Genomic DNA, 24931 nt, shown 5'->3' with positions numbered 1-24931 from the left:
CGTTTCTTCAGCGGTCTCGGCCGGCCCGTCCGGGCCGTGCGCTCACAGGTGTCGTCATTCCATCGGTCGGGACGCCGGGCGGTTGAGCCTTTGCCGGGCTCGTGCCGCCGGTTCAGTCCGAGGTGACGACCGGGGCCCCGGCTCCGGCCGGTGGCGCCACGAATGCCTTCAAGCTGAGGCTGAGACTCATCGTCCGGGCCGCGCCCTTGACGTCGCCGCTCTCGTCGCTGAGACCAGCGGTCTGGATCAGCACCGCTCGCTTCTGGCCGGAGTCCTGCAGCTCATCGAGAAACGCGCCGAGCTTGGCGACGGGCCCCTCCGCGGTGAGCTGGATCGGCAGGGACCAGACTCCGGGCACGTCCTTCTCCGCCGTCGGCAGCCCGACGGTGACACCGCTGACGTCGACCCCCACCTTGGTGCCCGACGACTGCAACTGGCGCAGGAACGCCGGCACGCTGGACCCGGCGGGCAGCGCGGCCGCGTTGGCGTTGCGCTGGCGGGTGAGTTCGCCGATCTGCGCCTGGGCAGCCGCCAGCTTGGCGGTCCGCGCGCGCAGCTGGGCAGCCTGGGTCTCGGTCGTACCGGTCTGTTCCCGCAGGTCCGCGGCCTCGGTACGTTGGGGGCCGACGAGCAGCAGCCAGGTGACGACCACCAGCAGGGCGACGACGGCCACACCGGCGATCAACCACAGCCGGTCGGCGTGCCGGGTACGCATCACTTACCTCCTGCGGGCTTGCACGCTTGGGTGAACCGGCCGCAGAGCGCCGTCTGCGTGATGTCGACGGTGAGGCTGAACGTGACCCCGTTCTTGTCGTCCGTCGCCACACTCGTGATGTACGGGTTCGCGACCACGGTCTCCTTGGCCAGGGCGTCGACGTACGCGGCGACAGCCTGCTTGTCCGGCCCGGATCCGGACACCGTGAGGGAGCCGACGGCGGCCGTGCTGTTCGTGCGGGGCAGCGTGTTGGCCGCGGAGGTCTCGCCACCCTCCGCGCCGTTGATCCGGCCGTTCACGCCGTCGACCTGGATTCCCGACGGTGCGCCGGCGTTGCGGACCGTGTTCAGCAGGGCACTCCAGTCGAGGTCGTCCGCCATCACCGCCTTGAGCTGGGTGCTGAGTGCGGTGATCTCGTTCTGCACCTGCACGGTCTTGGCATAGCTGCGCTGCTCGCGCTGGAGGTCCGTGACCTTGACCGTGGCCGCGTCGAGGTCGCGTTCGGCGGCCAGCTTGTCGCGGCGGGCCATGGTGAACCAGGCCGCGCACAGCGCGGTGACGAGGACGACCATCACGACCACCCAGATCAGGGCGCGGCGGGCCCGGCGGGCGGCAATGGTCTCCTCGGGCAGCAGGCTCGCCGAGATCATCGGGATCCGGTTGGCCCGCTGGGTCGATACGGCCGGATCGATCGGCATCAGGGTCGTGGCCATCAGGCTGCCGCTCCCAGGGTCAGGCCGATCGACACCGCTGCCGACGGCACGAAACTGTCGAATCCGTGCTGGCGGGCCGCGCGCGTGTCGCGCAGGCGGCCGGCGGCGTCGGCGTACATGACCTGGACTCCGAGCTGATTCTGGATGTGCTCGGCCAGGCCCGGCATCAGGGAACTGCCACCGCACAGGGAGACCCGGGTGACCTGCTTCTGCCGCTCACCGGAGGCCAGGTAGGTGAACGAGCTGCGCAGCTCGTTGACCAGCGGCCGGATCGCGTCGGCGACCGCGGCCGCGGTGTCCGGCCGGTCGTCGCCGTGCAGGCCGTAGCGGCACTTGAGCGCCTCGGCCTCCGCCGGCGTGGTGCCGAGCCGGGTGGCGATGCTGGCGGTGATCTCGACGCCGCCGCGCGGCACGGTGCGGACGATCAGCGGCTCGCCGTCGGCGTGCACGACCACGCTGGTGACCTCGGCACCGATGTCCACGATGGCCTCGACCTGGGAATCCAGCCGGGACGCGGCCCGCAGCATCGCGAACGAGCCCAGGTCGACGTTGACCACGCGCAGTCCGGCCTTCTCCACGGCGTCGACCAGCGCCATCACGGCGTCCTTGGGCATGGCGATCAGCAGCCCGCGCACGGTGGGGCTGTCGCCCGGATCCTCGAGCGGGCGGAAGTCCAGCAGGGAGCGCTCGACCGCCAGCGGCAGCATGTCGCGCACCTGGAAGGGCAACGACCTGCGCATCTCCTTGGCGGGCAGATTGGAGACGGAGGTCTCGCGAACCACCAGCTGCGGGTTGGTGACGCCCAGCATGACCTTCTTGGTGGTGAACTTGCAGGCGGCCCAGAGCTGCTTGAGGGCCGAGGTGACCGCGATCGGGTCCTCGAGCACGCCGCCCTGCACGGTGCCCGGGGGCAGCGGCACCTGGCCGAAGTTGCTCAGGGAGTACTCGTCCTTCGCGCGGCGGACCTCCACGGCGCGGATGGACGACGAGCCGATGTCCAGCCCGATCGGATTGACGCCAGCCATCGGTTTCCTTCCTCGTCAGGCGGTGGGGAGGAGCAGGGATGCGTACCAGTCGGTGATCGGTGCCGCGGCGAAGACGGCCAGGAAGGCGCCGGCGAGCATGTACGGCCCGAACGGGATCCGGCTCTTGCGACCGGCCAGCCGGGTGGCCATCAGCGTCACGCCGACGACCCCGCCGAGCAGGAACGCCGCGAAGGCACCGACCGCTACCGGGCCCCAGCCCAGCCAGCCGAGGTAGAAGCCGAGCAGGGGCGCGAGCTTGACGTCGCCGCCGCCCATGCCGCCGAAGTGGGCCAGCCCGCGATAGAGGAGCCAGAGCAGCGCGGCGGCGGCGAGCCCGCGGACGATCGGGGCCGGCCCGTCGCCGAGCAGCGCGGCCGGCACCAGCAGTGCGGCCGCGACCAGGTAGGACGGCAGCACGATGGCGTTCGGCAGCCGCATCACGTCGAGGTCGATCAGAGCGAGGGCGATCGCTACGGCGGCCAGGTAGAGGTAGGCGGGCAGGGCCCAGGACAGGCCGAATCGGGCGGCCACGGCCACGAAGAGGGCCGCGGTGCCGGCTTCGACCAGCGGATAGCGGACGCTGATCGGGGTACGGCAGTCGGCGCACCGGCCGCGCAGCAGCAGCCAGCCGAGCACCGGCACGTTGTGCCGGTTGCGGACCGCCGCGCCGCATTGCGGGCAGTGCGAGCCGGGGCGGATCAGGGATTCGTCGCGGGGAACGCGGTGGATGACGACGTTGAGGAACGAGCCCACCGCGAGGCCGAGCAGAGCGACGATGCCGAGCAACATGGGCTGGGGCATGACGATCCTCCTCGGTCTACTGAGTGGATGACCCGGGTGACGCCGCGGTCGGCGCCACCCGGGACGGGGTTGTTCGGGAGCGGTGGAACGTCAGCTGCAGGCCGCGAGGTTGGCGAGGGACTTGTCGGCCTTGACCGAGCCGCCCTTGGAGCTGTCGTACACGTACACGTTGCCGGTGCCGCCGCTGTTGACGGCACAGATCTTGTAGCTGCCGGCCGTGCCGGTGGTCGAGGTCTTCTTGTAGATCATCTCGGTGTTGTCGGAGAGCGTGACGTGCTTGGGAGTGGCGGCGGTGGCCGGCACGGCGGTGCTCTCGAGACTGAAGCTGACCTTCTGCACCGCGGTGGGGCCGTCCGGGTACGTGTTGCCGTTGTCCGTGTACCACTGCTCGACCGCGCTGACCGCGCCGCGCACGTCGGACTGGGCCGACTTGTCGGCGGCGCCCTGGCGGTAGTTCAGGTAGACCGGGACGGCGATGGCGACCAGCACACCGATGATGACCACGACGACCAGGAGCTCGATGAGGGTGAAGCCCTCGTCCTGCTTCTTCGCGCGCATCCGGCTGATGATGTCCTGCATTTGGGGTGCCTCCAGTGGCGTCAGGGGTGGGGATGGGGTTGCTCGGGCTCGGGCGCCCGACGTCGACCGGAGACCGGTCGCTTTCTCGCCCAGGGCGTCAGTTGCCCTGGATGTTCTGGTAAATGGTGAACATCGGTAGGTAGAGACAGATCACCATTCCGCCGACCACGGAGCCCATGACGAGGACCATGATCGGTTCGATCGAAGCGGTCAGGGACTCGGCGGCGCTGTCGACTTCCCTGTCATAGAAATCGGCAACCTTGTCGAGCATCTGACTGATTTGACCGCTTTCTTCGCCCACTTCGATCATCTGGGTGACCATCTCGGGGAAGACTTTGTGCTGCCGCATGGCCGAGGACATCGGCTGCCCGTCGCGTACGGCCGACTGGACGTCGCGCATGGCGATATTGATGATCTCGTTGCCGGTGGTCTCGCCGACCACGGAGAGCGCCTGCATGACCGGTACGCCGACGTTGAGCAGCAGGCCCAGGTTGCGCGAGAACCGGCTCATCGCCAGCTTGCGGAAGAGCGGACCGAAGACCGGCATGCCGAGCTTCACCTTGTCGACCTTGAGGCGGAACTCTTCGCTCGCGCGCATCTTGCGCTTGTAGAAGACCGCCCCACCGATGCCGAGGCCGAGCGCCAGCGGCCCGATCCACCACATGTTGTGACTGGTGTCGACCAGGAACTGCGTGATGGCCGGCAGCTCGCCGCCGAGATTCTTGAACATCGCCTCGAAGATCGGGACGATGAAGATCAGCACAGCGGCGATCATGACGAAGGTGAACGCCAGCACGATCGCCGGATAGGTCAGCGCGCCTTTGATCTTGCCGCGGAGCGCGGTGTCCTTCTCCAGGCTGGCGGCGATCTGCTCCAGCGCGCTGTCGATCATGCCGCCCGCCTCGCCGGCGCGGATCATCGCGACCATCAGGCGGGGGAAGACCTTGTCGTGCTTGGCCATGGCGGCCGAGAGCGACACGCCACCGGCCACATCGGTACGCATCTCGCCGGTCGCCCGTTTGAGCGGGACCGCGCTGGTCTGCTCCTCGAGGATCGCCAGCGAACGCAACAGCGACATGCCCGACCCGGTCATCGTGGAGAACTGCCGGGCGAAGACGGCCAGGTCCTTCAGCTTGGTCCGGTTGCCCAGACCCGGGATCTTGAGGTCCCGGTTGAGGCCCTGGCCGGCCTGGGTCAGCTCGAGCGGGGTCTCGCCGCGCTGCCGCAGCGCGTGCGTGGCGGCGGTCTCGTTGGCCGCCTCGACGGTGCCTTTCGACTTGCGGCCGTTGGCGTCGATGCTGTTGTAGTGGAAGGTCTTGGTGGCCGGCATGTCACATCCGTCCGATCAGGCGCTTGAGCTCTTCCTGGGAGTGGCAGATCTCGAGGGCGGCCTGCATGGAGACCACGCCCTCCCGGACGCGCTCGGCCAGATGCTGGTCGAACGCCAACATGCCGTCGTTGCCGCCGGCCTGCATGAAGGACGGGATCTGGTGGGACTTGCCCTCGCGGATCAGGCTCCGGATGGCCGGTGTCGCGGTGAGGATCTCGCAGATCACCGTCCGGCCCTTGCCGTCGGCCCGTGGCGCCAGCGCTTGGGTGACGACGCCCTGCAGGCTGGCCGCCAGCTGGGCCCGGATCTGCAGCTGCTGGTGCGGGGGGAAGATGTCGATGACGCGGTCGATCGTCTGGGTCGCGCTCTGCGTGTGCAGCGTCGCCAGTACGAGGTGACCGGTCTCCGCGGCGGTCAGCGCTGTCGCGGTCGTCTCCAGGTCACGCAGCTCGCCGACCAGGATGATGTCGGGATCCTGGCGCAGGGCGTGCTTGAGTGCCTGCGGGAAGGTCTCCGTGTCGGACCCGACCTCCCGCTGGTTGACCAGGCTGCGCTTGTGCGGGTGCAGGAACTCGATCGGGTCCTCGATGGTGATGATGTGCGCGGCGCGACTGCGGTTGGCCAGGTCCAGCACCGAGGCCAGAGTGGTGGTCTTGCCCGAGCCGGTCGGGCCGGTCACCAGCACCAGGCCGCGCGGCAGGTGCGCGAAGCGGGACACGGAGTCCGGCATGCCCAGCTCGTCCAGCGGCTTGATGGTGTGCGGGATGGCCCGGAAGACCACGCCACAGGAGTTGCGCTGGATGTAGAGGTTGCCGCGGAACCGGGAGACCCCGGTGATGCTGTGTGCGAAGTCCATCTCCTGGTCGCGCTCGAAGGTCTCCCACTGCTGGGCGGAGACGGCGGCGCGGGCCAGCAGGGCGGTGTCGGCGGAGTTCAGCTTGCCGTAGCCGGGCAGCGCCCGCAGGGTGCCGTCGACGCGGATCATCGGCGGAGAGCCGACGGTCAGATGCAGGTCGGAGCCGCGGGCCTCGACGAGCGAGATCAGCATCTGGTCCAGCACGGCCAGGTCGCCCGGGCCGGGCGCGGCCGGGTCAACCGGTGCCGCCTGCGGCGGTACCTCGTGGTCGAGCGTGTACATGAGCTGCACCGGCAATCTCGTCGTGAAGTCTGACGCCTATTCATTCGGCATCGCGGGGAGCTGGTTTAGGACGGTTTTCGCGAGAAATCCACGGGCGCTCGGAGCGCGCGATACTCTGCCCGCCCCCGCCGGTCAGACCGCGACGCGCGAGACTTCGCGGATGGAGGTGAGCCCGCCGGCCGCCTTGGCCAGGCCGTCCGAGCGAAGCTCGTACATGCCCTGGTCGAGGGCCACGTCGCGGATCTCGTTGGAGGAGGCCCGGCGGATGGCCAGCGACTCGATCTCCGGCGAGATCGGCATGACCTCGTGCAGCGCGACCCGGCCGCGGTAGCCGGTGTTGGCGCAGTTGCGGCAGCCCACCGGCCGGTAGAGCGCTTCGGGGATCTTGAGGTCGTGCACCGGCCAGCGGGCGCCCTCGAGCTCCTCGTCGGTCGGCCGGTACGCCTCCTTGCACCAGTCGCAGAGCCGCCGGGCCAGCCGCTGGGCCAGCACACAGTCCAGTGACGAACCGACCAGGAACGGCTCGATGCCCATCTCGGTGAGCCGGGTGACCGCGCCGGGGGCGTCGTTGGTGTGCAGGGTGGACAGGACGAGGTGGCCGGTGAGCGACGCCTCAACCGCGATCTGGGCGGTGTTGCCGTCGCGGATCTCGCCGATCAGTACGACGTCGGGGTCGGAGCGCAGGATCGCCGGGAGCACCGCCGCGAACGTCAGTCCGGCCTTGGCGTTCACCTGGACCTGGTTGACGCCACGCAGGCGGTACTCGACCGGGTCCTCAACGGTGATGACGTTGATCTCCGGCTTGCTGATCCGGCCCAGGGTCGCGTACAGGGTGGTGGATTTTCCGGAGCCGGTGGGGCCGGTCACCAGGAGCATGCCGTGCGGTTTGGAGAAGGACTCGGAGAAGCGGTTCAGGTTGTGCTGGGTGAACCCGAGCTTGGCCAGGTCCAGGTCGATGCCGCCGGTGTCGAGCACCCGGAGCACGATCTTCTCGCCCCATACGGTCGGCAGCGTCGCCGTCCGGAGGTCCACCTGCCGGTCCCGGATGGTGACCGTGATCCGGCCGTTCTGGGGGACACGCCGCTCGGTGATGTCCACCCCTGACATGATCTTCAGACGGGAGGTCAGCGCCGCCATCACGCCGCGCGGCACCGTGTCGAGCTCGTGCAGCACGCCGTCGATGCGGTAGCGCACCCGCATCTCGTCCTCGGTCGGCTCCAGGTGCAGGTCCGACGCACGGTTCTGGACGGCCTGCTCGATCAGGTTGTTGACGTACCGCACGATCGGCGCGTCGTCCGCGCTGGTCGCCTGGGCCACCATCGGCTGCTCGTCGAGCGAGCTGTCGGCCAGGTCGCCCAGGTCGCTGGACTCGCGCTGCAGTCGCTCGATGATCCGGCGGACCTCGCTGCGGGCCACCACGACCGGGCGGATGGTCATGCCGGTGGAGGCGCGGATGTCGTCGAGAGCGACCACGTCGCCGGGATCGGTCACGCCGACGACCAGCTCGCCGTCGTTGATCGCGAGGCCGAGCACGCGGTGGCGCAGAACCACCGGGAGCGGGATGCGCTTGAGCGCGGCCGGGTCGGGCGAGTAACCGACCAGGTCGAGGGTGTTGATGCCGAACGCGGCCGCGGCGGCCGAGGTGAGCTGCTCCTCGGTGACGACCTGGTCGTTGATGAGAACGGCGCGTACCGAACGTCCGCTGCGCTGGGCCTCGTCGGCCGCGGCGTCCACCGCGACCGGGTCGATGCCGATCTGCTTGAGCGCGTCAAGCAGCGGGCGGAAGGTCTGGTCCATGACATCCTCAGGGAAACGGTACGTTCGGGGTACGTCCGTCCCATCGGACACTTATGCCCGTTCCTGAGGCCGCCGGGGCTGGCTGGACGTCACGTCTGCCGGAATGCCCGCCGGTAGGCCGACGGCGCGACCCCGATCGTCGCCCGCAGGTGCTGGCGCAGGGCTGTCGCGCTGCCCAGCCCGGACCGCCGGGCCACCACGTCGATGCTGAGATCCGTCGACTCCAGCAGCAACCGGGCGTGGGCCACCCGCTGCTGGAGGAGCCACTGCAGCGGGCTGAGCCCGGTCTCGTCGCGGAACCGGCGGGTGAACGTGCGCACGCTCATCCGGGCGTGCCCGGCCAGCTCCTCCAGGCTCAGCTGCTCGGCCAGCCGGCTCAGCGCCCAGGCCCGGGCCGGTTCGGTGCCGGCGCCTGCCACCGCGGGCACCGGCTGCTCGATGTACTGGGCCTGGCCGCCGTCGCGCCAGGGGGCCACCACGCAGCGCCGGGCCGCCTGGTTGGCCACCGAGCTGCCGTGGTCCTGGCGGATCACGTGCAGGCACAGGTCCACGCCCGCGGCCACCCCGGCCGAGGTGAGCACGTCGCCGTCGTCCACGAACAGCACGTCGAAGTCCCAGTCGACCTGCGGGTACAGCCGGGTCAGCCGCTTGGCCCAGGCCCAGTGGCTGGCGGCGGTGCGCCCGTCGAGCAGGCCGGCCGCGGCCAGCACCGAGGCGCCGGTGCAGATGGAGATGATCCGGGCGCCGCGGGCGTGGGCGGCGCGCAGGGCCTCGGTGACGGCCGGCGAGACCTTGCCGTCAGTCATCGTGCTGCCACCGCTGACCCCGGGCACCAGCACGGTGTCGGCGGTGGCCAGCGGGCTCAGGTCGTGGTCCGGGACGATCTGGAAGCCGCCGCGCTCGGGGCGTACCGGGCCGGGGCCGTCGCCGCAGGTGGTCACCGAGTAGAGGAAGCGGTTGCCGGGATCACGGGCCGCGCCGAAGACCTGCGGGGGGACGCCGAGGTCGAAACCGACCACACCGTCGAGGGCCAGCATCGCCACGGAATGCACCATGGCCCGATTCTTGCGCATGATGGCCTCCCGGCCACTCGTCCGTCCGTCCCCACCTCCGCAGAATGATCGGGTGACCCTTCGCCGTCTTCATCCCGCCTGGCTCGTCGCCGCCGTCGCCTTCATCGCGCTGGTCGGTGCGGCCGGCTTCCGCGCCACCCCGTCGGTGATGCTGCAACCGCTGCACGACGAGTTCGGCTGGTCGCTGGGCACGATCTCCGCGGCGGTCTCGGTCAACCTCCTGCTCTACGGCCTCACCGCCCCCTTCGCCGCGGCCCTGATGGAGAAGCTCGGCATCCGCCGGGTGGTGGCCGGCGCGCTGGTGCTCGTCTCGGCCGGCAGCGGGCTGACCGTCTTCATGCAGCAGAGCTGGCAGCTGATCCTCTGCTGGGGCGTGCTGGTCGGGCTCGGCACCGGCTCGATGGCGCTGGGCTTCGTGGCGGTCGTGGCCAACCGCTGGTTCGTGGCCCGGCGCGGACTCGTCGTGGGCGTGCTGACCGCCGGCGGCGCGGCCGGGCAGCTGGTCTTCCTGCCGCTGCTGGCCCGGCTCACCGGCGCTCACGGCTGGCGGGTCGCCGCGCTGACCGTGGCGGCGGTCGCGCTGTCGGTGGTGCCGCTGGTCTGGTGGCGGCTGCGGGACCGGCCCACCGACCTCGGGGTGACCGCGTACGGCGCCGGGCCCGACGATGTGGCCTCGCTGCCCGCGGTGGCGCCCGGCGGTGCGGTGCGTGTCGCGTTGCGTTCCCTGGGTCAGGCCGCCCGGACCCGGCCGTTCTGGCTGCTCGCGGGCGGCTTCGCGATCTGCGGGGCGACCACCAACGGGCTGATCGGCACCCACTTCATCCCGGCCGCGCACGACCACGGGATGGCCCCGACCACCGCGGCGAGCCTGCTCGCGCTGGTCGGCCTGTTCGACATCATCGGCACCATCGCCTCCGGCTGGCTCACCGACCGGGTGGACAGCCGCTGGCTGCTGGCCGGCTACTACGCGCTGCGCGGGCTGTCCCTGCTGGTGCTCCCGTCTCTGTTCGCCGCGACCGCGCACCCCTCGATGGTGGTGTTCATCCTGTTCTACGGGCTGGACTGGGTGGCCACCGTGCCGCCGACGGTCGCCCTGTGCCGGGAATACTTCGGGGCCAGCGGTGCGGTGGTCTTCGGCTGGGTCTTCGCCTCGCACCAGTTCGGCGCGGCGATCGCGGCCACCTCGGCCGGCCTGGTCCGCGACCAGCTCGGCAACTACGACGCGGCCTGGTACGGCGCCGGCGCGCTGGCCCTGCTGGCCTCGCTGCTCTCGCTGATGCTGCTGCTGGGCAAGCGCCGCAAGGACGTGGGTCCGGCCGGCCCCGGTATCGGCCTGGCGTTCCCGGCCGCCACCACCTCGGCCGCGCCCGCCTCGTAGCCATCACATGGCGAGAGGCGGCAACCGGTATGGCCGCCATGCATCGACAATCGTCACTTTCTGGCTACGGTGTGGACACCCCCGTCCCACACCCCCAGGGAGGACCCCCGATGCTGCGCAAGAGACTGTTCGCCGCGCTGGCAGCCGTCGCGATGCTGGTCGGCCTGCAGGTCACCACCGCCGGGCCGGCCGCCGCGGCACCCCGCATCCTGTACTACGACGCCAGCCAGGCCCAGGAGTTCGTCTCGGTCGTCAACCAGGGCGCCCAGATCTGGAACAGCCGGGTCACCAACGTCCAGCTCCAGCCCGTCCCGGCCGGCCGGACCCCCAACATCCGGGTGTACGCGGACAACGGCTGGCCCCGCACCTACTCGACCTCGCTCGGCAACGGCCGCTGGTACATGGGCCGTGAGGCGGTCAACCAGGGCTACTACACGCCCCGGATCGCGGCCCACGAGTTCGGCCACATCCTCGGCCTGCCGGACCGCCGTACCGGTCTGTGCACCGACCTGATGTCCGGCAGCAGCGCCCCGGTCTCCTGCCGCAACCCCAATCCGAACACCACCGAGGCGAACACGGTGAACAACAACTTCCGCTCAGCGGCGGTGGCGGCGTCGATCCCGGCCCGCGAATTCGTCTGGGTCGGCTGACCCTGCTTCCCTCGGGCGCGGGCCACCGGTCCGCGCCCGATCCAGGTCTGAGAGCGCGTCACCTTCAGCCCGCGGCCGAGGACGCGCCCCGCGAGATCTTGGTAAATTCCGGCCCTTGTATGCGGCCGCTTTCTACCAAGATCTAGCTGAGCCGAGCCGAGCCGGCGTGATGCGTCGCGCGGGGGTGGAGGCGTAGCCGGGGGGTGCCCGCTGGGCGGGCGAGGGCGAGTGGTCCCGCACCTGGCAGGGAGCGCAGCGACCGCTCTCGGCGGGAGCGACGGTCAGTTATCCGCACGGACCTACGACATGAAGCTCTTGATCCTTGTCATTCGGTCAGGGTGACGACTTCGAGCACCCCGCTCAGCACCAGGATCTGCCGCACCCCACGGCTCGGATGGGCCAGCTGGAACTCCACGCCCTGGTCCCGGGCCCGCTGGAAGCCGAAGATGATCGCGCCCAGGCCGGTCGAGTCGATGAAGGACAGCTCGGCCAGGTCGACCACGATCGTGGCCGGCCGGCTCTCCAGCGCCTCCACCAGACAGACGCGCACCTGGTCGACGTTCAGGACGTCGATCTCGCCGTGCAGGCGCACGGTGACCACGTCGGCGTCGCGGTCGAGACTGGTTACGGGTTCTTCGGACACCGGGGCCTTTCCGTTCGGCGCAAGCTTCCGCTGTGGTGATGATTCCACGTACGGTAATCGGCACAACGACAGTAGATGGCCGAGTCACCAGTGGGGAGGGCGGCGTGCCGATCCGGGGTGGGCTGCCGCCGCGCAATCCGCGTTTTGTCGGCCGGGAGGGCCTGCTCGCCGACGTGCGCGGGCTGCTCGGCAACGGCCCGGTGGTGCTGCTGCCGGCGGCCGAGCATCAGCTCGGTGGCACCGGGCGCACCCAGCTCGCCGTCGAGTACGCCTATCGCTACGCCGACACCTACGACCTGGTCTGGTGGATCCCGGCCGAGCAGACCGCCGGCATGCGCGCCGCGCTGGTCGGGCTGGCCAGTGAGCTCAAGCTGCCCGAGGCCCGCGACATCAACCGCACGCTCGGCGCGGTCCGGGACGCGCTGAGCCGCGGCGAGCCGTACCGGAACTGGCTGGTCGTCTTCGAGAACGCGAACCGGCCCGAGGACATCAAGCCCTACCTGCCCAGCGGCGCCGGGCATGTGCTGGTCACGTCCCGCAATCCGCGGTGGACGTCCGAGGTGGCGCAGGCCGTGCCGGTGCCGGTGTTCGACCGTTCGGACAGCGTCGACTTCCTGCGCCGGCGCACCGCGGAGCTGTCCACCGACGACGCCGAGCGGCTGTCCGAGCGGCTCGACGACGTGCCCATGGCGCTGGATCTGGCCGCCGCGGTCCGCACGGCGACGGGCTGGAGCGTCGGCGACTACCTGCGGCACTACGACGAGCGGGCCGCCGCGCTGGCCTTCCCGACGCCGATCCGGGTGGCGTGGGGGCTGGCCGCCGACTCGCTGCGGGACGCCTCGCCCGCCGCCTCCGAGCTGCTGGAGCTCTGTGCCTTCCTGGCCAGCGCACCCGTGTCGTGGGAGCTGCTCTGGGCGGCCCGCGGCCTGGTGTCGCCGGAGCTGGCCGGCACGGTGCGCATCGAACGCCGGCTCAAGGCCGCGCTGCGCCTGATCGGCCGGTACGGGCTGGGCGAGCTCGACCCGCCCGGTGACAGTCTGCTGGTGCATCCGCTGGTCCGGGGCATGCTCGGCCAGCAGCTCAGCTCGGAGCGGCACGCCGCCCTGCTGCGCACGGTCCGGGCCATGCTCGCGGCCGCGGACCCGGGCGACCCGGACAACCCCACCCACTGGCCCCGGTACGCGGCCATCGTCCCGCACCTGGTGCACTCCGACGTGCTCGGCGGCGATGCCGAGGAGATCCGCCAGCTCGTGATCAACTGCATCCGTTTCCTGTACGCCCGGGGCGACTGGGACTCCAGCCGGGACCTGGCGGCGCAGGCGGTGGCGCGCTGGCGGGACAGTCTCGGCGAGACCGACGAGCAGACCCTGCTGGCCTCGTTCCACCTGGCCAACGCGTTGCGGGCGGTCGGCCGTACGGCGGACGCCCGGGCCCTGAACGCGCAGACCCTGCGCTCGCAGCGGGAGGCGCTGGGCGGCGACGACGAGACGACCCTGGCCACGGCCAACAGCGTCGGTGCCGATCTGCGGATGCAGGGCCACTTCGGCCAGGCCCGGCAGCTCGACGCCGACAACCTGGTGCGCTACCGCCGGTTGTTCGGCGAGAGCTTCCCGACCGCGTTGCGCTGCGCCAACAACCTGGCCGTGGACCTGCGGCTGCTGGGCGACTTCCGCGGGGCCCGAGCGCTGGACGAGCAGGTGCTGCGGCACCGGCAGATGATCTTCGTGGAGGGTCATCCCGAGACCCTGTCGTCCCGCGCCGGGCTGGCGTTCGACCTGTTCGGCCTCGGTGACTACGCGGGCGCCACGGCGCTGCTGTCCAACGGGCAAGCCGAAGCGCTCGGCGCCGACCATCCGATGGCGTTGTGGGCCGGCCGGTTCGCGGCCATCGCGGCGCGCCGGCGTGGGCTGCCGCAGGCCCGCGAGCTGGCCGCGACCAACGTGGAGCTGTACCGGCAAAAGTTCGGCGACCTGAACGTGGAGACGCTCGGTGCGCTGGTCTCGCTGGCCAACTGTGCCCGCGAGGACGGGGACCTGGAGGAGGCGCACCGGCTGCTGGAACGCGCGGTGGTCCGCTATCACGCGGTGCTGGGCGACGAGCATCCGTTCACGCTGGCCGCGGCGGCGGACCTGGCCGGAGTGGTCCGGGCCGGTGGCCGGTTCGCCGAGGCCCGCACAATCGACACCGAGGCGCTGGGCGGGCTGCGGCGCAGCGTCGGCGCCGATCACCCGTTCACGCTGAGCTGCGCGAACGGCCTGGCCGCCGACCTGCTGGCCACCGGCGACGCGCAGCAGGCCCGAGAGATCGCCCTGGACACGGTCTCCCGGTCGCGGGCGTTGCGCGGAGCCTCGCATCCGGACACGCTGGCCTGCGCGTTCAACGTGGCGCTGGACGCCGGTGACGAGCCGTCGATGCACGCCGCCGTCGAGGAGCTGCAGAAGGCGTACGGCGAGGGCCACCCGTTGCTGGCCCGGGCCCTGGCCGGGGCCCGCCTGGAGACCGAGATCGAGCCCCCGCCGCTGTAGGACCTAGGCCGACAGCGCGGACTGCCTGGTCAGCAGGGACGTCAGGTCGTCGGCCGGCATCGGGCGAGCGAAGTGGTAACCCTGGGCCTGGGCGCAGTCCAGCTCGCGCAGCCGGCTGGCCTGGGTGGCGTCCTCGACGCCCTCGGCTACCGGCGCCAGGTTGAACGTACGGGCGATCTGCAGCACCGCCTCGGCCACCGAAGCGCCGTTGCCCTCCTGCATGGCCTGCACGAACGACTTGTCGATCTTCACCACGTCGACGGGCAGCGTGCCCAGGTGGCTCAGCGACGAGAAGCCGGTGCCGAAGTCGTCCAGCGCGATCCGCACGCCGAGGCTCTTGAGCGCGCCCAGCACCCGGGCCGACTCGATCAGGTCGACCAGCGCGACCGACTCGGTCAGCTCCAGCACCAACAGCGCGGGCGGCAGGCCGGTGCGCTCCAGCACCGAGCGGACCTCGTCGACCAGCGCGGGATTGCCGAGCTGGCTGGCCGACAGGTTGACGTTGAGCTCGAAGCCGGGCTCCTGCGCCTGCCACACCGCGGCCTGCCGGCAGGCCTCTTCGAGCACCCAGCCACCGAGCCGCGGGAGCAGCCCCAGCGTCTCGGCCAGGTCGAGGAAGGCGATCGGGGGCAGCAGCCCGCGCTCGGGGTGGTTCCAGCGGACCAGCGCCTCGACGCCGACCGTACGCTCGCCGTCCAGGTCGACGATCGGCTGGTAGTGCACCTCGAACTCGCCGTCGTCGAGCGCGCGGCGCAGGTCCGCCTCCTCCTGCCGGCGCTGCTCGGCCACGGCGAACTGGGCCGGGTCGAAGCGCCGGGCGACACCCTTGCCCTCGGCCTTGGCCTGGTACAACGCCAGGTCGGCCTCGCGCATCACGTCGTCGACGGCCAGGCCGCTGCCCCGGGTCAGGGCGATGCCGGCGCTGGCCGGGATGGTCAGCACGGTGTCGCCGATGACCAGTGGCTGGCTGAGGTCGCGCAGGATCCGGTTGGCCACGGTGTCGGCGATCCGGTCGTCGACCAGGCGGGGGAGCAGCACCACGAATTCGTCGCCGCCGAGGCGGGACACGGTGTCGTTGGTCCGCACGTTCGCGGTGAGCCGTTCCGCCGCCGTACGCAGCAGCTCGTCGCCGGTGGCGTGCCCGTACGTGTCGTTGACCTCCTTGAACCCGTCCAGGTCGAACAGGATCACGGCGGTCATCGTGTCGTCGGCGTCCGCGAGGGCGTCGGTGGCGTGGTCCATGAACAGCTTGCGGTTGCCGAGCTCGGTCAGCGGGTCGCGGAACGCCTGCCGGGCGAGCTGGGCGCGCTGCCGGGTCAGGTCCCGGACCAGGCCCTCGTTGGTGCGCGCGCCGAGGAACTGCCGGACCAGGATGATCGCCGCGACGGCGATGATGAGCCAGCTCAGGCCCGGGCTGATGGCGCCGCTGCGGGCGAGCCCGGCCGCGGCCGTCAGGACGGCGGCGGCCACGGGGGCGTACTGCACCAGCGGCCACCGCTCGGCCAGCACGAGCACGCCCAGGCCGAGGAGCCCGACCGCGCCGAGGCCGATGAGCACACCTGTGGCACCGCGCGCCTGACCGCCGACCATCAGCGGCCACGCGAGCAGCAGCAGCGACGTGAAGATCATGGTGCCGTCGACAACCCGACGCACACGATCCATGGTCTTCCCGGTCCGACCCATGACTCACCTCCGACAGGGCCTTCATCGGTGGGCCGGGGGCCTACCTGAGCGAACCTCAGGAAGAAAGCCAATCGGCCAGGGCCAGCGGATCGACGGCCGGGTCACCCAGCGTGCGGTGGACGGCGGCGACCACCTCCGGTGCGTCGCGCAGGGCGCCGCCGGCCCCGCCGAGCGCGAGTCCGGTCCAGGCCGCGTCGTCCCCCGGGTCCGTGCCGACCCTTTTCCGGTACGCCCGCAGCGCCGCCGCCTCGTCTCCGCGCACGTAAGCGAGATCACCGTCGGCCGTATCCGCCGGGGCCGGTTCTCCGCGCAGCGTGGCGTGGATGAGGTCGAGGCGGCCGCTGGCCTCCAGAGCCCGGCGCGGCGCCGGACGCAGCTCGGACTCGACCCGAGGCGCGGGCCGGCCCTGTGCCCAGGCGTCCGCGAGCAGGCGGGCGTCCTGGGGCTGCACGTGGCGGTTGCGCAGCCGCCAGCGCAGGTAGTGGTCGGAGTTGGCGGCGGTGGCGAGCCGGGCGACCGTCGCCGGAACCTCGTCGGTGAGCCAGGACCGCACCTCGGCGCGCAGCGCGGTCACGAAGCGGGTGCCGGCCGCGGTCAGCGTGCCGCCGGCGAGCAACCCGTCCGCCGCGCTCAGCACAGCCGTCCGCCACCGGGCGAACTCGAACGCCGCCAGTGGCTCCGCGCGCCGGGTCCGCCAGAACCGGGTGACCGTCAGGTAGGCGTAGGCGCCGTGCAGGATGCCGGCGGCGGGACGGGGATCGTCACGCCAGGGGGAGTAGCCCAGGGCGTCCGGCTGGTGGTGCAGGTCGAAGAGGTACTGCACGGCGTTCAGCAGGCTGTGCTGGGTCTCGTGCAGCAGGCCGACCGCGAGGGCGGTGGCGTCGGCCGGCTCGGACATGGCCACCGCGCCGAACGCGTCCGCCGAGGTGGCGCTGATCCCGCGGGCGGCCGGATCCGGCTCGACGGGCACGATGCAGTCCAGCACCGTGGCCAGCACTTCGGCGTCCGGGCGCAGCTGCTCGACGAGCCGGCGCCAGGCCTCGGTCAGCAACTGCTGCCACCGGTCCAGCTCGGCGGGGGTCAGCGTGGGGGCCGGTGGGAGCCCCAGGCCGGCGCGCAGCGGGTCGCTGTCCTCGATCCGTACCGTGATCGACAGGCCGTCATGGGCGGCAGTGAGCTGCCGGGCGGCCGGTCGGGTGCCGGACGTCAGTGTGGTCAGGTAGTCCAGCGGGGCCTGCGGCGGCCGGCCGGCTCGCAGGGCGCTCAGGCAGCGGGTGGCCCATACACCGACCAGCGGGCGGGCCAGCAGGGCGCGGACCGCGGCCGGATCTTCGCGTTCGGCCGCGACCAGCTCGGCGTACCCCGGGACCGGTGCGGCTGCGACCAGCTCGCGCAGCAGGAGCAGATGCTTGCTGAGCTGGGACCGGCGCAGCTCGTCGAGGGTGGCGGCATCCGGGCGGCCCGCCGCCAGCGCGGCGAACGCCGGGTCGCTGAGCCGGTGCACCGGCAGGGTGGCGGTGGAACCCACGGCTCAGAGGGCCGAGTTGAAGCCGGCGATCGGCTCGCCCGGCCGGGCCAGGTCGTCGGCCAGCCGGCGCAGGCAGTGCGCCAGCACCGAGTCATCGGTCTCCGCCGGCGGGCCCGCGTCGGCCAGCTCAGCCAGGGACAGCCCGGAGACGTCGACCATGGCGGACCGCCACTCGGGTGTCGCACCGGTGGTGCTCGTACCCCCGTCCACGGGCACCTACCCTCACCTCAGGGCCGGCGCTGCTTGCCGACCGGCAACGATCAATGTATTGCCGCCACATTACGGCGGTCGCCGGGTCGGGTGATGTCCGGGCGTTACCGGACGCTGCGCTCGCCGGGGTTGACGCGGCGTGATCTCATAGGACGCCAACACAGCAAAAGTCGGCAACGGAGGACAAACTGTGCTGGGACGGAACGTGGAGGGTGCGACGAGCTCGGAGGACGAGGTGCACGATCAGATCGACGCCGCGGTCGAGGAGGCCGCAGACGCCGAGGGCGGTCCCGAGCAGCCGGACACCCCGGTGATGCCGGCCCCGCCGTTCCCGACCTTCTCCAGCCGGCCCACCCTGCCGCACCAGGTGCCGGGCGTGGGTTTCGAGAGCGGACGGGACAGCCGTGCCCGCTGAGGACTCCCGGCCACAGCTGCCGCGCCGTGGCCCCGCCCCGCCCGTCGACCGGATGGACAACGCCGAACTGGCCCGGTTGGTCGAGGCGGAGCACCCGTACCGGGGCAAGGCGCTGTTCGAGCTCTCGGACCGGATCGCGGTCGACGACGACGCCGCGACCAAGGTGGCGATGCTGAGCCGGCTGACCTCGTTGCGGACCGCGCGGCTGTTCGACCGGGTCTCGCTGGCCTGGTCGGCGATCATCGCGCTGCTGGCGGCGGAGACGCCGCACTCGCGGTCCTCGGCCTACGAGGCGTTCTACGCCCTCGGCGAGGCCGAGCAGCGCGACATGCTGGACTATCTGGAGGTCACCGCGATCGAGGAGGCCCATCCCCGGATCGGCTAGCCGGCGCGGACTCCAAGGGGAGCCCGCGCCGTCGGGTGATCCTCAGGCCTCGACCTTGACGCCCTTCCAGAAGGCGACCCGGTCCCGTACGGCCTTGGCGTCGGGCTTGGGCTCCGGGTAGAACCAGACCGCGTCCTGCGTGACGTGCTCACCTGACTCGAGCGTGTAGTACGACGCCTTGCCCTTCCAGGGGCAGACGGTGTGCGTGTCCGAGGGGCGCAGCACGTCCTCGCGCACCGAGGAGCGCGGGAAGTAGTAGACGCCCTCGACTACCACGGTGTCGTCGCTCTCAGCGATGATCTCGTCGTTCCAGATGGCCTTCGGCATACCCCGAACGTAGCGCGCCACCGGGGGACTGTCCGATACGCGCGGCTTATTCACCTCCCGTGGGTGAAACGTGGTGAGTCGTCCGCACATTGCCCGGGCGCTGTACGAAGATCTAGAGTCGATCCGCCAGCCCCCCGACGGAAGCGGCCGCCATGACCCGCTTGAGCACGCTGCCGAGCACCCGCGAGCAGGCCCGCCGGGCCCTGCTGCTGATCGGCGCCCCGGCCTCGTCCCGGCTCGTCGTCGACGTGCACGGCGCGCTGTTCGACGGCGACCTGACCGTGCCGGCGCTGGTGGCGCTGCTGCGCGACGAGGAACGCGCGCGCCCGGCCGGTGACTCGTCCGCGTACCGCATCTGCCCTGCCCTGCAGCCGGACCTGACCGCCGCCCGCGGCCTGCTCACGCTCTCCACCTGGCCGGTCGAGGGCCGGGTCGCGGCCCCGCGGGCCGACCTGTTCGCGGCGATCGTCCGGATCGCCGAATTCATCGCCATGCGTGAGGTCGCCGGAGCGGCCGCCGCCGCCCTGCTGCGCCGCCTGGCCGACGAGGTACCCGGCGGCCCGGAGGCGTACGCGGTGCAGAATCCCGCCGCCCTGGCCGACGCGGCCCGCACGGCGCTCGCCGCCGTTCCGGTCGCGCCGCTGCCGGCCGCGACCGTGCAGCGCTGGGAGGGCCTCGACGAGCAGCAGCAGCTCTTCGGCCTGCCGCGGATGCCGCAGCAGCGGGGCCGCGCGTGACCGCGGGACTCGACCGGCTGCGCGGAGCCATCCCGCCGAAGCGGCACAACGCCCGGACGATCGCCGCGCTGACCGGCAACCCCGGCTGCACCCGCCGAGCCGTGCTCGACGCCGCCGGGGTCGACAAGCCCCAGCTGGCCCAGCGGATCGGCTTCCCGGGCAGCTTCGGGCAGTCGAGGTTCGCGCTGGCCCGGGGCAACGGCTTCGAGGCGATGCTCAAGGCCGACGACTGCGCGCTGCTGCGGGAGGTACTGGCCGGGTGCCTGGGGCTGGACGCCGCCGGGGCGTACGACGACCTGGGCGAGGACGCCGACGACACGCTCACCGCCCGGCACGGGCGCACCCGCGAGCTGCTCGCCGCGTCGGCCGGCGCCGCCCTCATCGACCACCCGCTGCTCACCCTCGACGTCGCCGGGCAGCGGGTCTTCCTCGAGCCGGACCTGATCGCGTTCCAGGCCGGGGGCCGCCTGCACGTGGTCGAGATCAAGTCGTTCGCGATCGTGGACGGGCAGGCCGACAGCGCCAAGGTCTCCGCCGCGGCCGTGCAGGCGGCGGTCTACGTGCTGGCCCTGCGCCGGCTGCTGGCGGAGCTCGGTCACGACCCGGCCCTGGTCAGCCACGACGTCGTGCTGGTCTGCACCGAGAACTTCTCGCTCCAGCCGGTCGCGGTGGTCCTCGACGTGCGCAAGCAGCTCTCCACCCTCAAGCGCCAGCTGACCCGGCTGGCCTCGGTGTCGTCGCTGGCCGCCGCGCTGCCGGAGTCCGTCAGCTTCGACGTCGCGCTCGCGCCCGCCGACCTGATCACCGCGCTGGGTCACGTCGAGGCCCGCTACGCCCCGGAATGCCTCTCGACCTGCGAGCTGGCGGTCTACTGCCGGCACGAGGCGGCCGGCCGCACCGCGGCGCTGGGCCGCCCGGTCCGCGACGCGCTCGGCGGGGTCGACACGGTGGCCGAGGCGCTCGCGCTGGCCGCGGGCGCCGCCACGCCCACCGAGGAGCAGGCCGAGGCCGCGGCGCTGCTCCAGGCGGCTGCCCGGCTGCGGGCCGAGATCCTATGAGTACGCTCACCGCCCTCGCCCGCGCGCAGGCCCTTGTCGCGGGCCGGGCCCAGCCCGTCGCCACCGTCCGCCACCTGCACGTCCACTCCCGGCCGCTGGTGCTGATCCCGCTCGCGATGGCCGGTGAGGCGAACGCCCCGCTGGCGGCGATGGCCGGCACCGACCGCTCGGCGCCCCGGCTGCTGGTCGTCGCGCAGCCCCGCAACCGCAGCGACCGCTTCGCCTTCGCCGCCGAGCTGGCCGAGATCCTCGTGCCCTACGTGGACAGCTTCACCTCCGAGACCGAGGCGGTGGCGGTGGACCGGGGCCGCGACGTGCGACACCGGTTCACCGACGCGCCGCAGCTGTGGGTGCCGAACACCGGTGGCGTCGACTTCCTGCGCCTGTTCGGCCGGTCCACGCGTTTCCGCAGCACCGAGGGGGAGTACGCGGTGCCGCCGTCGGTGCCGCTGCTCGGGCGCTGGCTCACGTTCTTCGCCCACGCCGCCGAGGTGGCCGGGTCGTCGCTGCTGCTCAACGCCGTACAGGCTCTCGGTCTGCACTGGGCGAGCGGGCAGAGCAGCGCGGAGGACGCCCAGCTGGCCGCCCTGCTCGGCTGGATCTCGCCGCCGCCGGGGCGCACCGGCGCCGAGGCCGCGCGGGCGGCCGAGGACCCGGAGCTGTGCCCACCCGCCGGACCGGCCACCGACCCGGCTTTCGACAACCACGTGCTGGCGCCGCTGCTGTCCACGGCCGACCCGGACGTCGCGGCCCTCACCGAGGTGCTGCGCGCGCAGTTGCTGCCGACCTGGGAGCTGATGTGGCGCACCCTCGACCTGCTGCGTGAGCTGCCGCCCGGCGCCCGGGTGGCCGGCCGGTGGGACAGCGACCGCGACACCTACTCCGGCTTCGTGCAGCACCTGGCCGAGGGCGGGCCGCCGCAGCCCCGCCGCGACGGTGCGGTGGCCGCCGCGGCCCGCCTGCACCGCCTGGAGAACGCGGCCACCCGGTACGCGGTCCAGCGCGCCTTCGACGACCCGCTGGTGATGGCCGAGTACCGGCTCACCGGCGCGGCCTTCGTCGGCGACGTGACCCTGGCCAAGGCGGACCGGATCGACGACAGCGGCAAGCGCCCGGTGCTGCGCCCGCGGATCATGGTGGTGACCACCGAGACGGTCCGGGTCGAGCCGGGCGCCACGCTGACCAGCCCGCAGCGGCCCGGCCAGAAGGCGCTGGTGATCTCGGTGACGGCGGTCGACGAGAAGACCGAGGTGCTGCTGGAGCTCTCCGGCGGCATGGGTCGCAAGCTGGTGGCCGAGCCCGGCAGTGTGCCCGAGGTGGGCGAGCGGTTGCTGCTGACGACGCTGAGCGAGGCGTACCGGCCGGGCGGCGCTTTCCCGGAGCCGGACCAGACCCCCTGGACCCACGGCGGCCCGCCCGTTGCTTTCGAGCCGCCCGAAGCCGGCTCAGAGCAGGCGGATCAGCAGTAGGGCGATGTCGTCGGCGCGGCGGCTCGCCGCCTCGATGAGCCGCTCGCACAGCTCGTCCCCGGGCAGGCCCGCGTTGTCCCGCAGTGCCTGCTCGACCAGGGCGATGCCGTCGTCGAGCAGGCGGCCCGGCGTCTCCACCAGCCCGTCGGTGTAGAGCACCAGCGTGGAGCCGGGTGGAACCGTGCGGATGTGGGTGGCGCGGTCGTTGCGGGAGACCAGCCCCAGCAGTGGCTCCGGCGCGGTCCACCAGGTCTGGACCGTGCCGTCCGGGAGCAGCAGCAGCGGCGGCGGGTGACCCGCGTTGGAGTACGACAGCGTGTACCGGTCGGCTTCGCGGCGTAGCCGGGCCAGCACGACGGTGGCGGCGGCCGGGACCCGCAGCCCGCGCAGCGCCTTGTCGAGCTGGCTGAGCAGCGGGCCCGCCTCGTCGTCGCGGCCGAACGCGTCCCCGCGGACCAGATTGCGCAGCTGACCCATGGTGGCGGCGGCCTCGATGTCGTGGCCGGAGACGTCACCGACCGCCAGCATCACCGAGCCGTCCGGCTGGGCGAACGCGTCGTACCAGTCGCCGCCGACCGCCGCGCCGTCCTGGGCCGGCAGGTAGCGGGCGTGCAGCTCGATGCCGTCGATCGTGGGCAGCTCGGTGAGCATGCTCTGCTGCAGCACCTCGGCGACGTGCCGCTGCTGGCGGTAGAGCCGGCTGTTGTCGATGGCCAGCCCGGCCCGGCGGCCGATGTCCGTCCCGGTGCGCTCGTCGGCGTCGCTGAACGTGGCCCGGGACGGCCCGTTGACCAGCGTGATCGTGCCGAGGACCCGGTGGCTCACCGGCGCGGTGATCGGCACGACCAGGAACGAGGCGTAGCCCAGCCGCTCCGCGATGGTCGCCAGCTCGGCGTCGGTGGTGCGTTCCAGGATGTTCGCCGCGCTCTCGCCGTCGCGGCGGATAGGCCGGCCGGTGCCCTGGACCGCGAGCACGATGGACTTGGCGTTCAGGCCGGTGGCCATCAGCTCGGCGAAGCGGGCCACGTCCGCCGCGCGCTCCGGGTCGCGGTGGGCGGTGGAGACCTGCCGGGGCATGCCGTCCGGGCCGATCAGCGAGATCAGGCACCAGTCGGCCAGCCGCGGGGTCAGCGCCGTGCCCAGCGAGCCCAGCGCCTCGTCGATGTCGGTGGTCGTGGCCAGCGTCTCGGTCAGCTCGGCCAGCATCGCGAGCTGATCGTGGGCGTTCTCGGCGTGCCGGCGCGCCTCCTCGGCCAGCTCCCGGGAGATGCGCAGCCGCAGCTCCGAGGAGCAGGCCTCGGACAGGTCGCGCAGGATCGACAGCTCCGCCGTGGTCCAGGCCCGCGGCTTGGTGTCGATCGCGCAGAGCGAGCCCAGGGTGCGGCCGTCCGCGTCGGTCAGCGGCATGCCCGCGTAGGCCACCACGCCGAGATCGGGGATGGCCAGATTGTCGCGGACCTGCGCGTAGATCCGCGCGTCCGGGAACACCTTGGCCTCGCCCTCGACGACCACGTGCTGGCAGAACGAGTGGGACAGCGGGGTCTCCCGCTTGGTGAGCCACGGCTCGGCCAGACCGACCTGACCGGGAAAGAACTGACGCTGGTCGTCGACCAGCGAGACCAGCGCCACCGGGACGTCGAGCAGCCGCTTGACCAGGCTCGCGAAGCGGTCGAAGGCCTCGTCCGGCTCGGCGCCGACACAGACGCGCTGCAACGAACGCAGGCGCGCGGGATCGGCCAGACTGCCCGCGTGTGCCGCGGCAGCCTCGACGTCCTCGGCCATGCGCCCTCCAACCGTCGCCCCCCGGCGGTCCGACAAGCCAGATTACCCGGCACCGGCCGGGTTGCCAGGGCGCCGCCGTCACCGCTTGATCACGCCACGTTGCGCCGTCCCGGGTCGAGCGGCTGGCGCCGCCCGGCGGTCAGCCCCGAGCGGATCGTGCGCATCGTCTCGGTGCGGCCGAGCCCGGCCCAGCGGGCGGCCGCGGACAGCTCTTCAGTCACCAGCGTGGGCTCCAGCAGACCCGCCCCGACCAGCCGGCCCAGCGAGAACGCGGCCCGGTTGAGCGTGTCGTTGCGGGCGCCCACCGGCGCGCGCGCCACCCGGTCGGCCTCGGCGGCCAGGGCCACGGACGCGTAACGATCCGGGTGGGCGATCCGCTCCGGGCCGGCACCGCCGCGCCGGGACGGTGGCTCCGGGCCGGCGATGAGCTCACGCAGGGCGGGAGGCGCCTCGGGTGGGTCCGCGCCCGGGCCGGTTGTCCAGTAGTAGGTGGTGCGGTCGGCGTGCCGGGACGGGGGTGCGACCACGTACCCGCCCGCCCCGCGCCAGTCGACGCCCGGCAGCAGGTTGACGCGGTTGCCGTACCCCAGCGGGCGGAACCAGAAGTGCCAGCCGCCGCCGCCCGTGCGGACCTGGGGACCCACCGGCATCGCGTCGCCGAGCAGGTGGCGCAGGCCGTGCCAGCCGCCCGGGGAGTCGACGTCGGCGACGTCCATCACGATGCCGGTGCGGAGCCCGATGTTCGCCGCCGGCCAGCGCGCCCACCACATCTCGATCCGGCGCGGGTCGACGCTGGCGTCGGTCAGGCCATGACGCAGCCGCGGATGCTTGCCGGGCCGCTCGCAACCGGGCCGCTCGCAGGAGCAGGAGCCGCCGGCCGCAGGCGAGTGCACCGGCAGGACGGGAATCCCGTGCCGGGCGTACGCGAGAGCGGCATCGAGCAGCATTGGCACAAGTGTACGAAGAAAGC

24 protein-coding genes are annotated in these 24931 nt (G+C 72.2%); 8 read left to right on the top strand and 16 right to left on the bottom strand.

The features are described 5' to 3' along the window. Nucleotides 1-112: 112 nt before the first annotated feature. From pilO to AB0C12_RS37855, 9 genes are all read right to left on the bottom strand, one after another. Nucleotides 113-715 (bottom strand): type 4a pilus biogenesis protein PilO, encoded by a 603-nt coding sequence (gene pilO, locus AB0C12_RS37895; RefSeq protein ID WP_360555322.1) that lies wholly within the window; start codon nt 713-715, stop codon nt 113-115. Beyond that, nucleotides 715-1428 (bottom strand): hypothetical protein, encoded by a 714-nt coding sequence (locus AB0C12_RS37890; protein WP_360555320.1) that lies wholly within the window; start codon nt 1426-1428, stop codon nt 715-717. Before AB0C12_RS37890 ends, pilO begins: the two co-directional genes overlap by 1 nt. Beyond that, complete coding sequence (gene pilM / locus AB0C12_RS37885; RefSeq protein WP_360555318.1) at nt 1428-2453, bottom strand: type IV pilus assembly protein PilM; 1026 nt, start codon at nt 2451-2453, stop codon at nt 1428-1430. The genes AB0C12_RS37890 and pilM overlap by 1 nt, the downstream gene beginning before the upstream one ends. Before the next feature lie 15 nt (nt 2454-2468). Further along, the gene (locus tag AB0C12_RS37880; protein WP_360555316.1) at nt 2469-3254 is read right to left on the bottom strand and encodes a prepilin peptidase; all 786 of its coding nucleotides are present in this window, start codon (nt 3252-3254) and stop codon (nt 2469-2471) included. A 90-nt stretch (nt 3255-3344) separates the two neighbouring features. Further along, nucleotides 3345-3833 (bottom strand): prepilin-type N-terminal cleavage/methylation domain-containing protein, encoded by a 489-nt coding sequence (locus AB0C12_RS37875; RefSeq protein ID WP_360555314.1) that lies wholly within the window; start codon nt 3831-3833, stop codon nt 3345-3347. 97 nt (nt 3834-3930) lie between these two features. Then, nucleotides 3931-5163, bottom strand: a complete 1233-nt coding sequence (locus tag AB0C12_RS37870) for a type II secretion system F family protein (RefSeq protein WP_360555313.1) — start codon at nt 5161-5163, stop codon at nt 3931-3933. Between the two features lies 1 nt (nt 5164). After that, complete coding sequence (locus AB0C12_RS37865) at nt 5165-6301, bottom strand: type IV pilus twitching motility protein PilT (protein ID WP_360555311.1); 1137 nt, start codon at nt 6299-6301, stop codon at nt 5165-5167. Between the two features lie 132 nt (nt 6302-6433). Beyond that, nucleotides 6434-8098, bottom strand: coding sequence for an ATPase, T2SS/T4P/T4SS family (locus tag AB0C12_RS37860; RefSeq protein WP_360555309.1), 1665 nt, complete (start codon nt 8096-8098; stop codon nt 6434-6436). 89 nt (nt 8099-8187) lie between these two features. After that, nucleotides 8188-9171 carry a helix-turn-helix domain-containing protein gene (locus tag AB0C12_RS37855; protein WP_360555307.1) on the bottom strand — a complete coding sequence of 328 codons (984 nt, stop codon included), beginning with the start codon at nt 9169-9171 and terminating at the stop codon, nt 8188-8190. A gap of 52 nt (nt 9172-9223) precedes the next feature. On the opposite strand from AB0C12_RS37855, the gene AB0C12_RS37850 reads away from it, so the two are divergent. Both AB0C12_RS37850 and AB0C12_RS37845 read left to right on the top strand, forming a co-directional pair. Continuing rightward, a complete protein-coding gene (locus AB0C12_RS37850; RefSeq protein WP_360555305.1) occupies nt 9224-10549 on the top strand; it encodes an MFS transporter in 1326 nt (441 codons plus the stop codon). 110 nt (nt 10550-10659) lie between these two features. Further along, nucleotides 10660-11199, top strand: a complete 540-nt coding sequence (locus tag AB0C12_RS37845; RefSeq protein WP_360555303.1) for a snapalysin family zinc-dependent metalloprotease — start codon at nt 10660-10662, stop codon at nt 11197-11199. Nucleotides 11200-11524: 325 nt separating this feature from the next. Here AB0C12_RS37845 and AB0C12_RS37840 read toward each other — a convergent pair whose 3' ends face one another. Next, nucleotides 11525-11842 (bottom strand): STAS domain-containing protein, encoded by a 318-nt coding sequence (locus AB0C12_RS37840; protein WP_360555302.1) that lies wholly within the window; start codon nt 11840-11842, stop codon nt 11525-11527. Between the two features lie 104 nt (nt 11843-11946). Here AB0C12_RS37840 and fxsT point away from each other — a divergent pair, with 104 nt between their 5' ends. Continuing rightward, the gene (gene fxsT / locus AB0C12_RS37835) at nt 11947-14367 is read left to right on the top strand and encodes an FxSxx-COOH system tetratricopeptide repeat protein (RefSeq protein WP_360555300.1); all 2421 of its coding nucleotides are present in this window, start codon (nt 11947-11949) and stop codon (nt 14365-14367) included. A 3-nt stretch (nt 14368-14370) separates the two neighbouring features. On the opposite strand, the gene AB0C12_RS37830 is transcribed toward fxsT, so the two are convergent. The 3 genes from AB0C12_RS37830 to fxsA form a co-directional block, all read right to left on the bottom strand. Further along, nucleotides 14371-16029 carry a bifunctional diguanylate cyclase/phosphodiesterase gene (locus tag AB0C12_RS37830; protein ID WP_360555298.1) on the bottom strand — a complete coding sequence of 553 codons (1659 nt, stop codon included), beginning with the start codon at nt 16027-16029 and terminating at the stop codon, nt 14371-14373. 76 nt (nt 16030-16105) lie between these two features. Then, nucleotides 16106-17578, bottom strand: coding sequence for an HEXXH motif-containing putative peptide modification protein (locus tag AB0C12_RS37825; protein ID WP_360555296.1), 1473 nt, complete (start codon nt 17576-17578; stop codon nt 16106-16108). 3 nt (nt 17579-17581) lie between these two features. Next, nucleotides 17582-17794 carry an FxSxx-COOH cyclophane-containing RiPP peptide gene (fxsA, locus tag AB0C12_RS37820; protein WP_360555294.1) on the bottom strand — a complete coding sequence of 71 codons (213 nt, stop codon included), beginning with the start codon at nt 17792-17794 and terminating at the stop codon, nt 17582-17584. Between the two features lie 184 nt (nt 17795-17978). Here fxsA and AB0C12_RS37815 point away from each other — a divergent pair, with 184 nt between their 5' ends. After that, nucleotides 17979-18203 (top strand): hypothetical protein, encoded by a 225-nt coding sequence (locus AB0C12_RS37815; protein ID WP_360555292.1) that lies wholly within the window; start codon nt 17979-17981, stop codon nt 18201-18203. A gap of 52 nt (nt 18204-18255) precedes the next feature. Next, nucleotides 18256-18588, top strand: coding sequence for a hypothetical protein (locus AB0C12_RS37810; RefSeq protein WP_360555291.1), 333 nt, complete (start codon nt 18256-18258; stop codon nt 18586-18588). Between the two features lie 42 nt (nt 18589-18630). On the opposite strand, the gene AB0C12_RS37805 is transcribed toward AB0C12_RS37810, so the two are convergent. Further along, nucleotides 18631-18915 (bottom strand): DUF427 domain-containing protein, encoded by a 285-nt coding sequence (locus tag AB0C12_RS37805; RefSeq protein WP_360555289.1) that lies wholly within the window; start codon nt 18913-18915, stop codon nt 18631-18633. Between the two features lie 152 nt (nt 18916-19067). Between AB0C12_RS37805 and AB0C12_RS37800 the strand changes: the two genes are divergently transcribed. The 3 genes from AB0C12_RS37800 to AB0C12_RS37790 are packed head-to-tail and all read left to right on the top strand — an operon-like array spanning nt 19068 to nt 22179. Further along, entirely contained in the window at nt 19068-19652 is a 585-nt protein-coding gene (locus tag AB0C12_RS37800) for a hypothetical protein (RefSeq protein ID WP_360555287.1), read from the top strand. Beyond that, nucleotides 19649-20710, top strand: coding sequence for a hypothetical protein (locus tag AB0C12_RS37795; protein WP_360555285.1), 1062 nt, complete (start codon nt 19649-19651; stop codon nt 20708-20710). The genes AB0C12_RS37800 and AB0C12_RS37795 overlap by 4 nt, the downstream gene beginning before the upstream one ends. Beyond that, on the top strand, nt 20707-22179 hold the full coding sequence (locus AB0C12_RS37790) for a hypothetical protein (RefSeq protein WP_360555283.1): 1473 nt from the start codon (nt 20707-20709) through the stop codon (nt 22177-22179). Before AB0C12_RS37795 ends, AB0C12_RS37790 begins: the two co-directional genes overlap by 4 nt. Here AB0C12_RS37790 and AB0C12_RS37785 read toward each other — a convergent pair. Both AB0C12_RS37785 and AB0C12_RS37780 read right to left on the bottom strand, forming a co-directional pair. Beyond that, the gene (locus AB0C12_RS37785; RefSeq protein ID WP_360555281.1) at nt 22156-23961 is read right to left on the bottom strand and encodes a SpoIIE family protein phosphatase; all 1806 of its coding nucleotides are present in this window, start codon (nt 23959-23961) and stop codon (nt 22156-22158) included. The two genes, AB0C12_RS37790 and AB0C12_RS37785, sit on opposite strands and share 24 nt — an antisense overlap. Before the next feature lie 89 nt (nt 23962-24050). Then, complete coding sequence (locus tag AB0C12_RS37780; RefSeq protein ID WP_360555280.1) at nt 24051-24908, bottom strand: bifunctional DNA primase/polymerase; 858 nt, start codon at nt 24906-24908, stop codon at nt 24051-24053. Nucleotides 24909-24931 lie beyond the last annotated feature (23 nt).

Source organism: Actinoplanes sp. NPDC048967 (genome assembly GCF_040649415.1).
Classification (GTDB): Bacteria; Actinomycetota; Actinomycetes; order Mycobacteriales; family Micromonosporaceae; genus Actinoplanes.
This window is presented reverse-complemented; position numbering and strand designations above follow the sequence as displayed.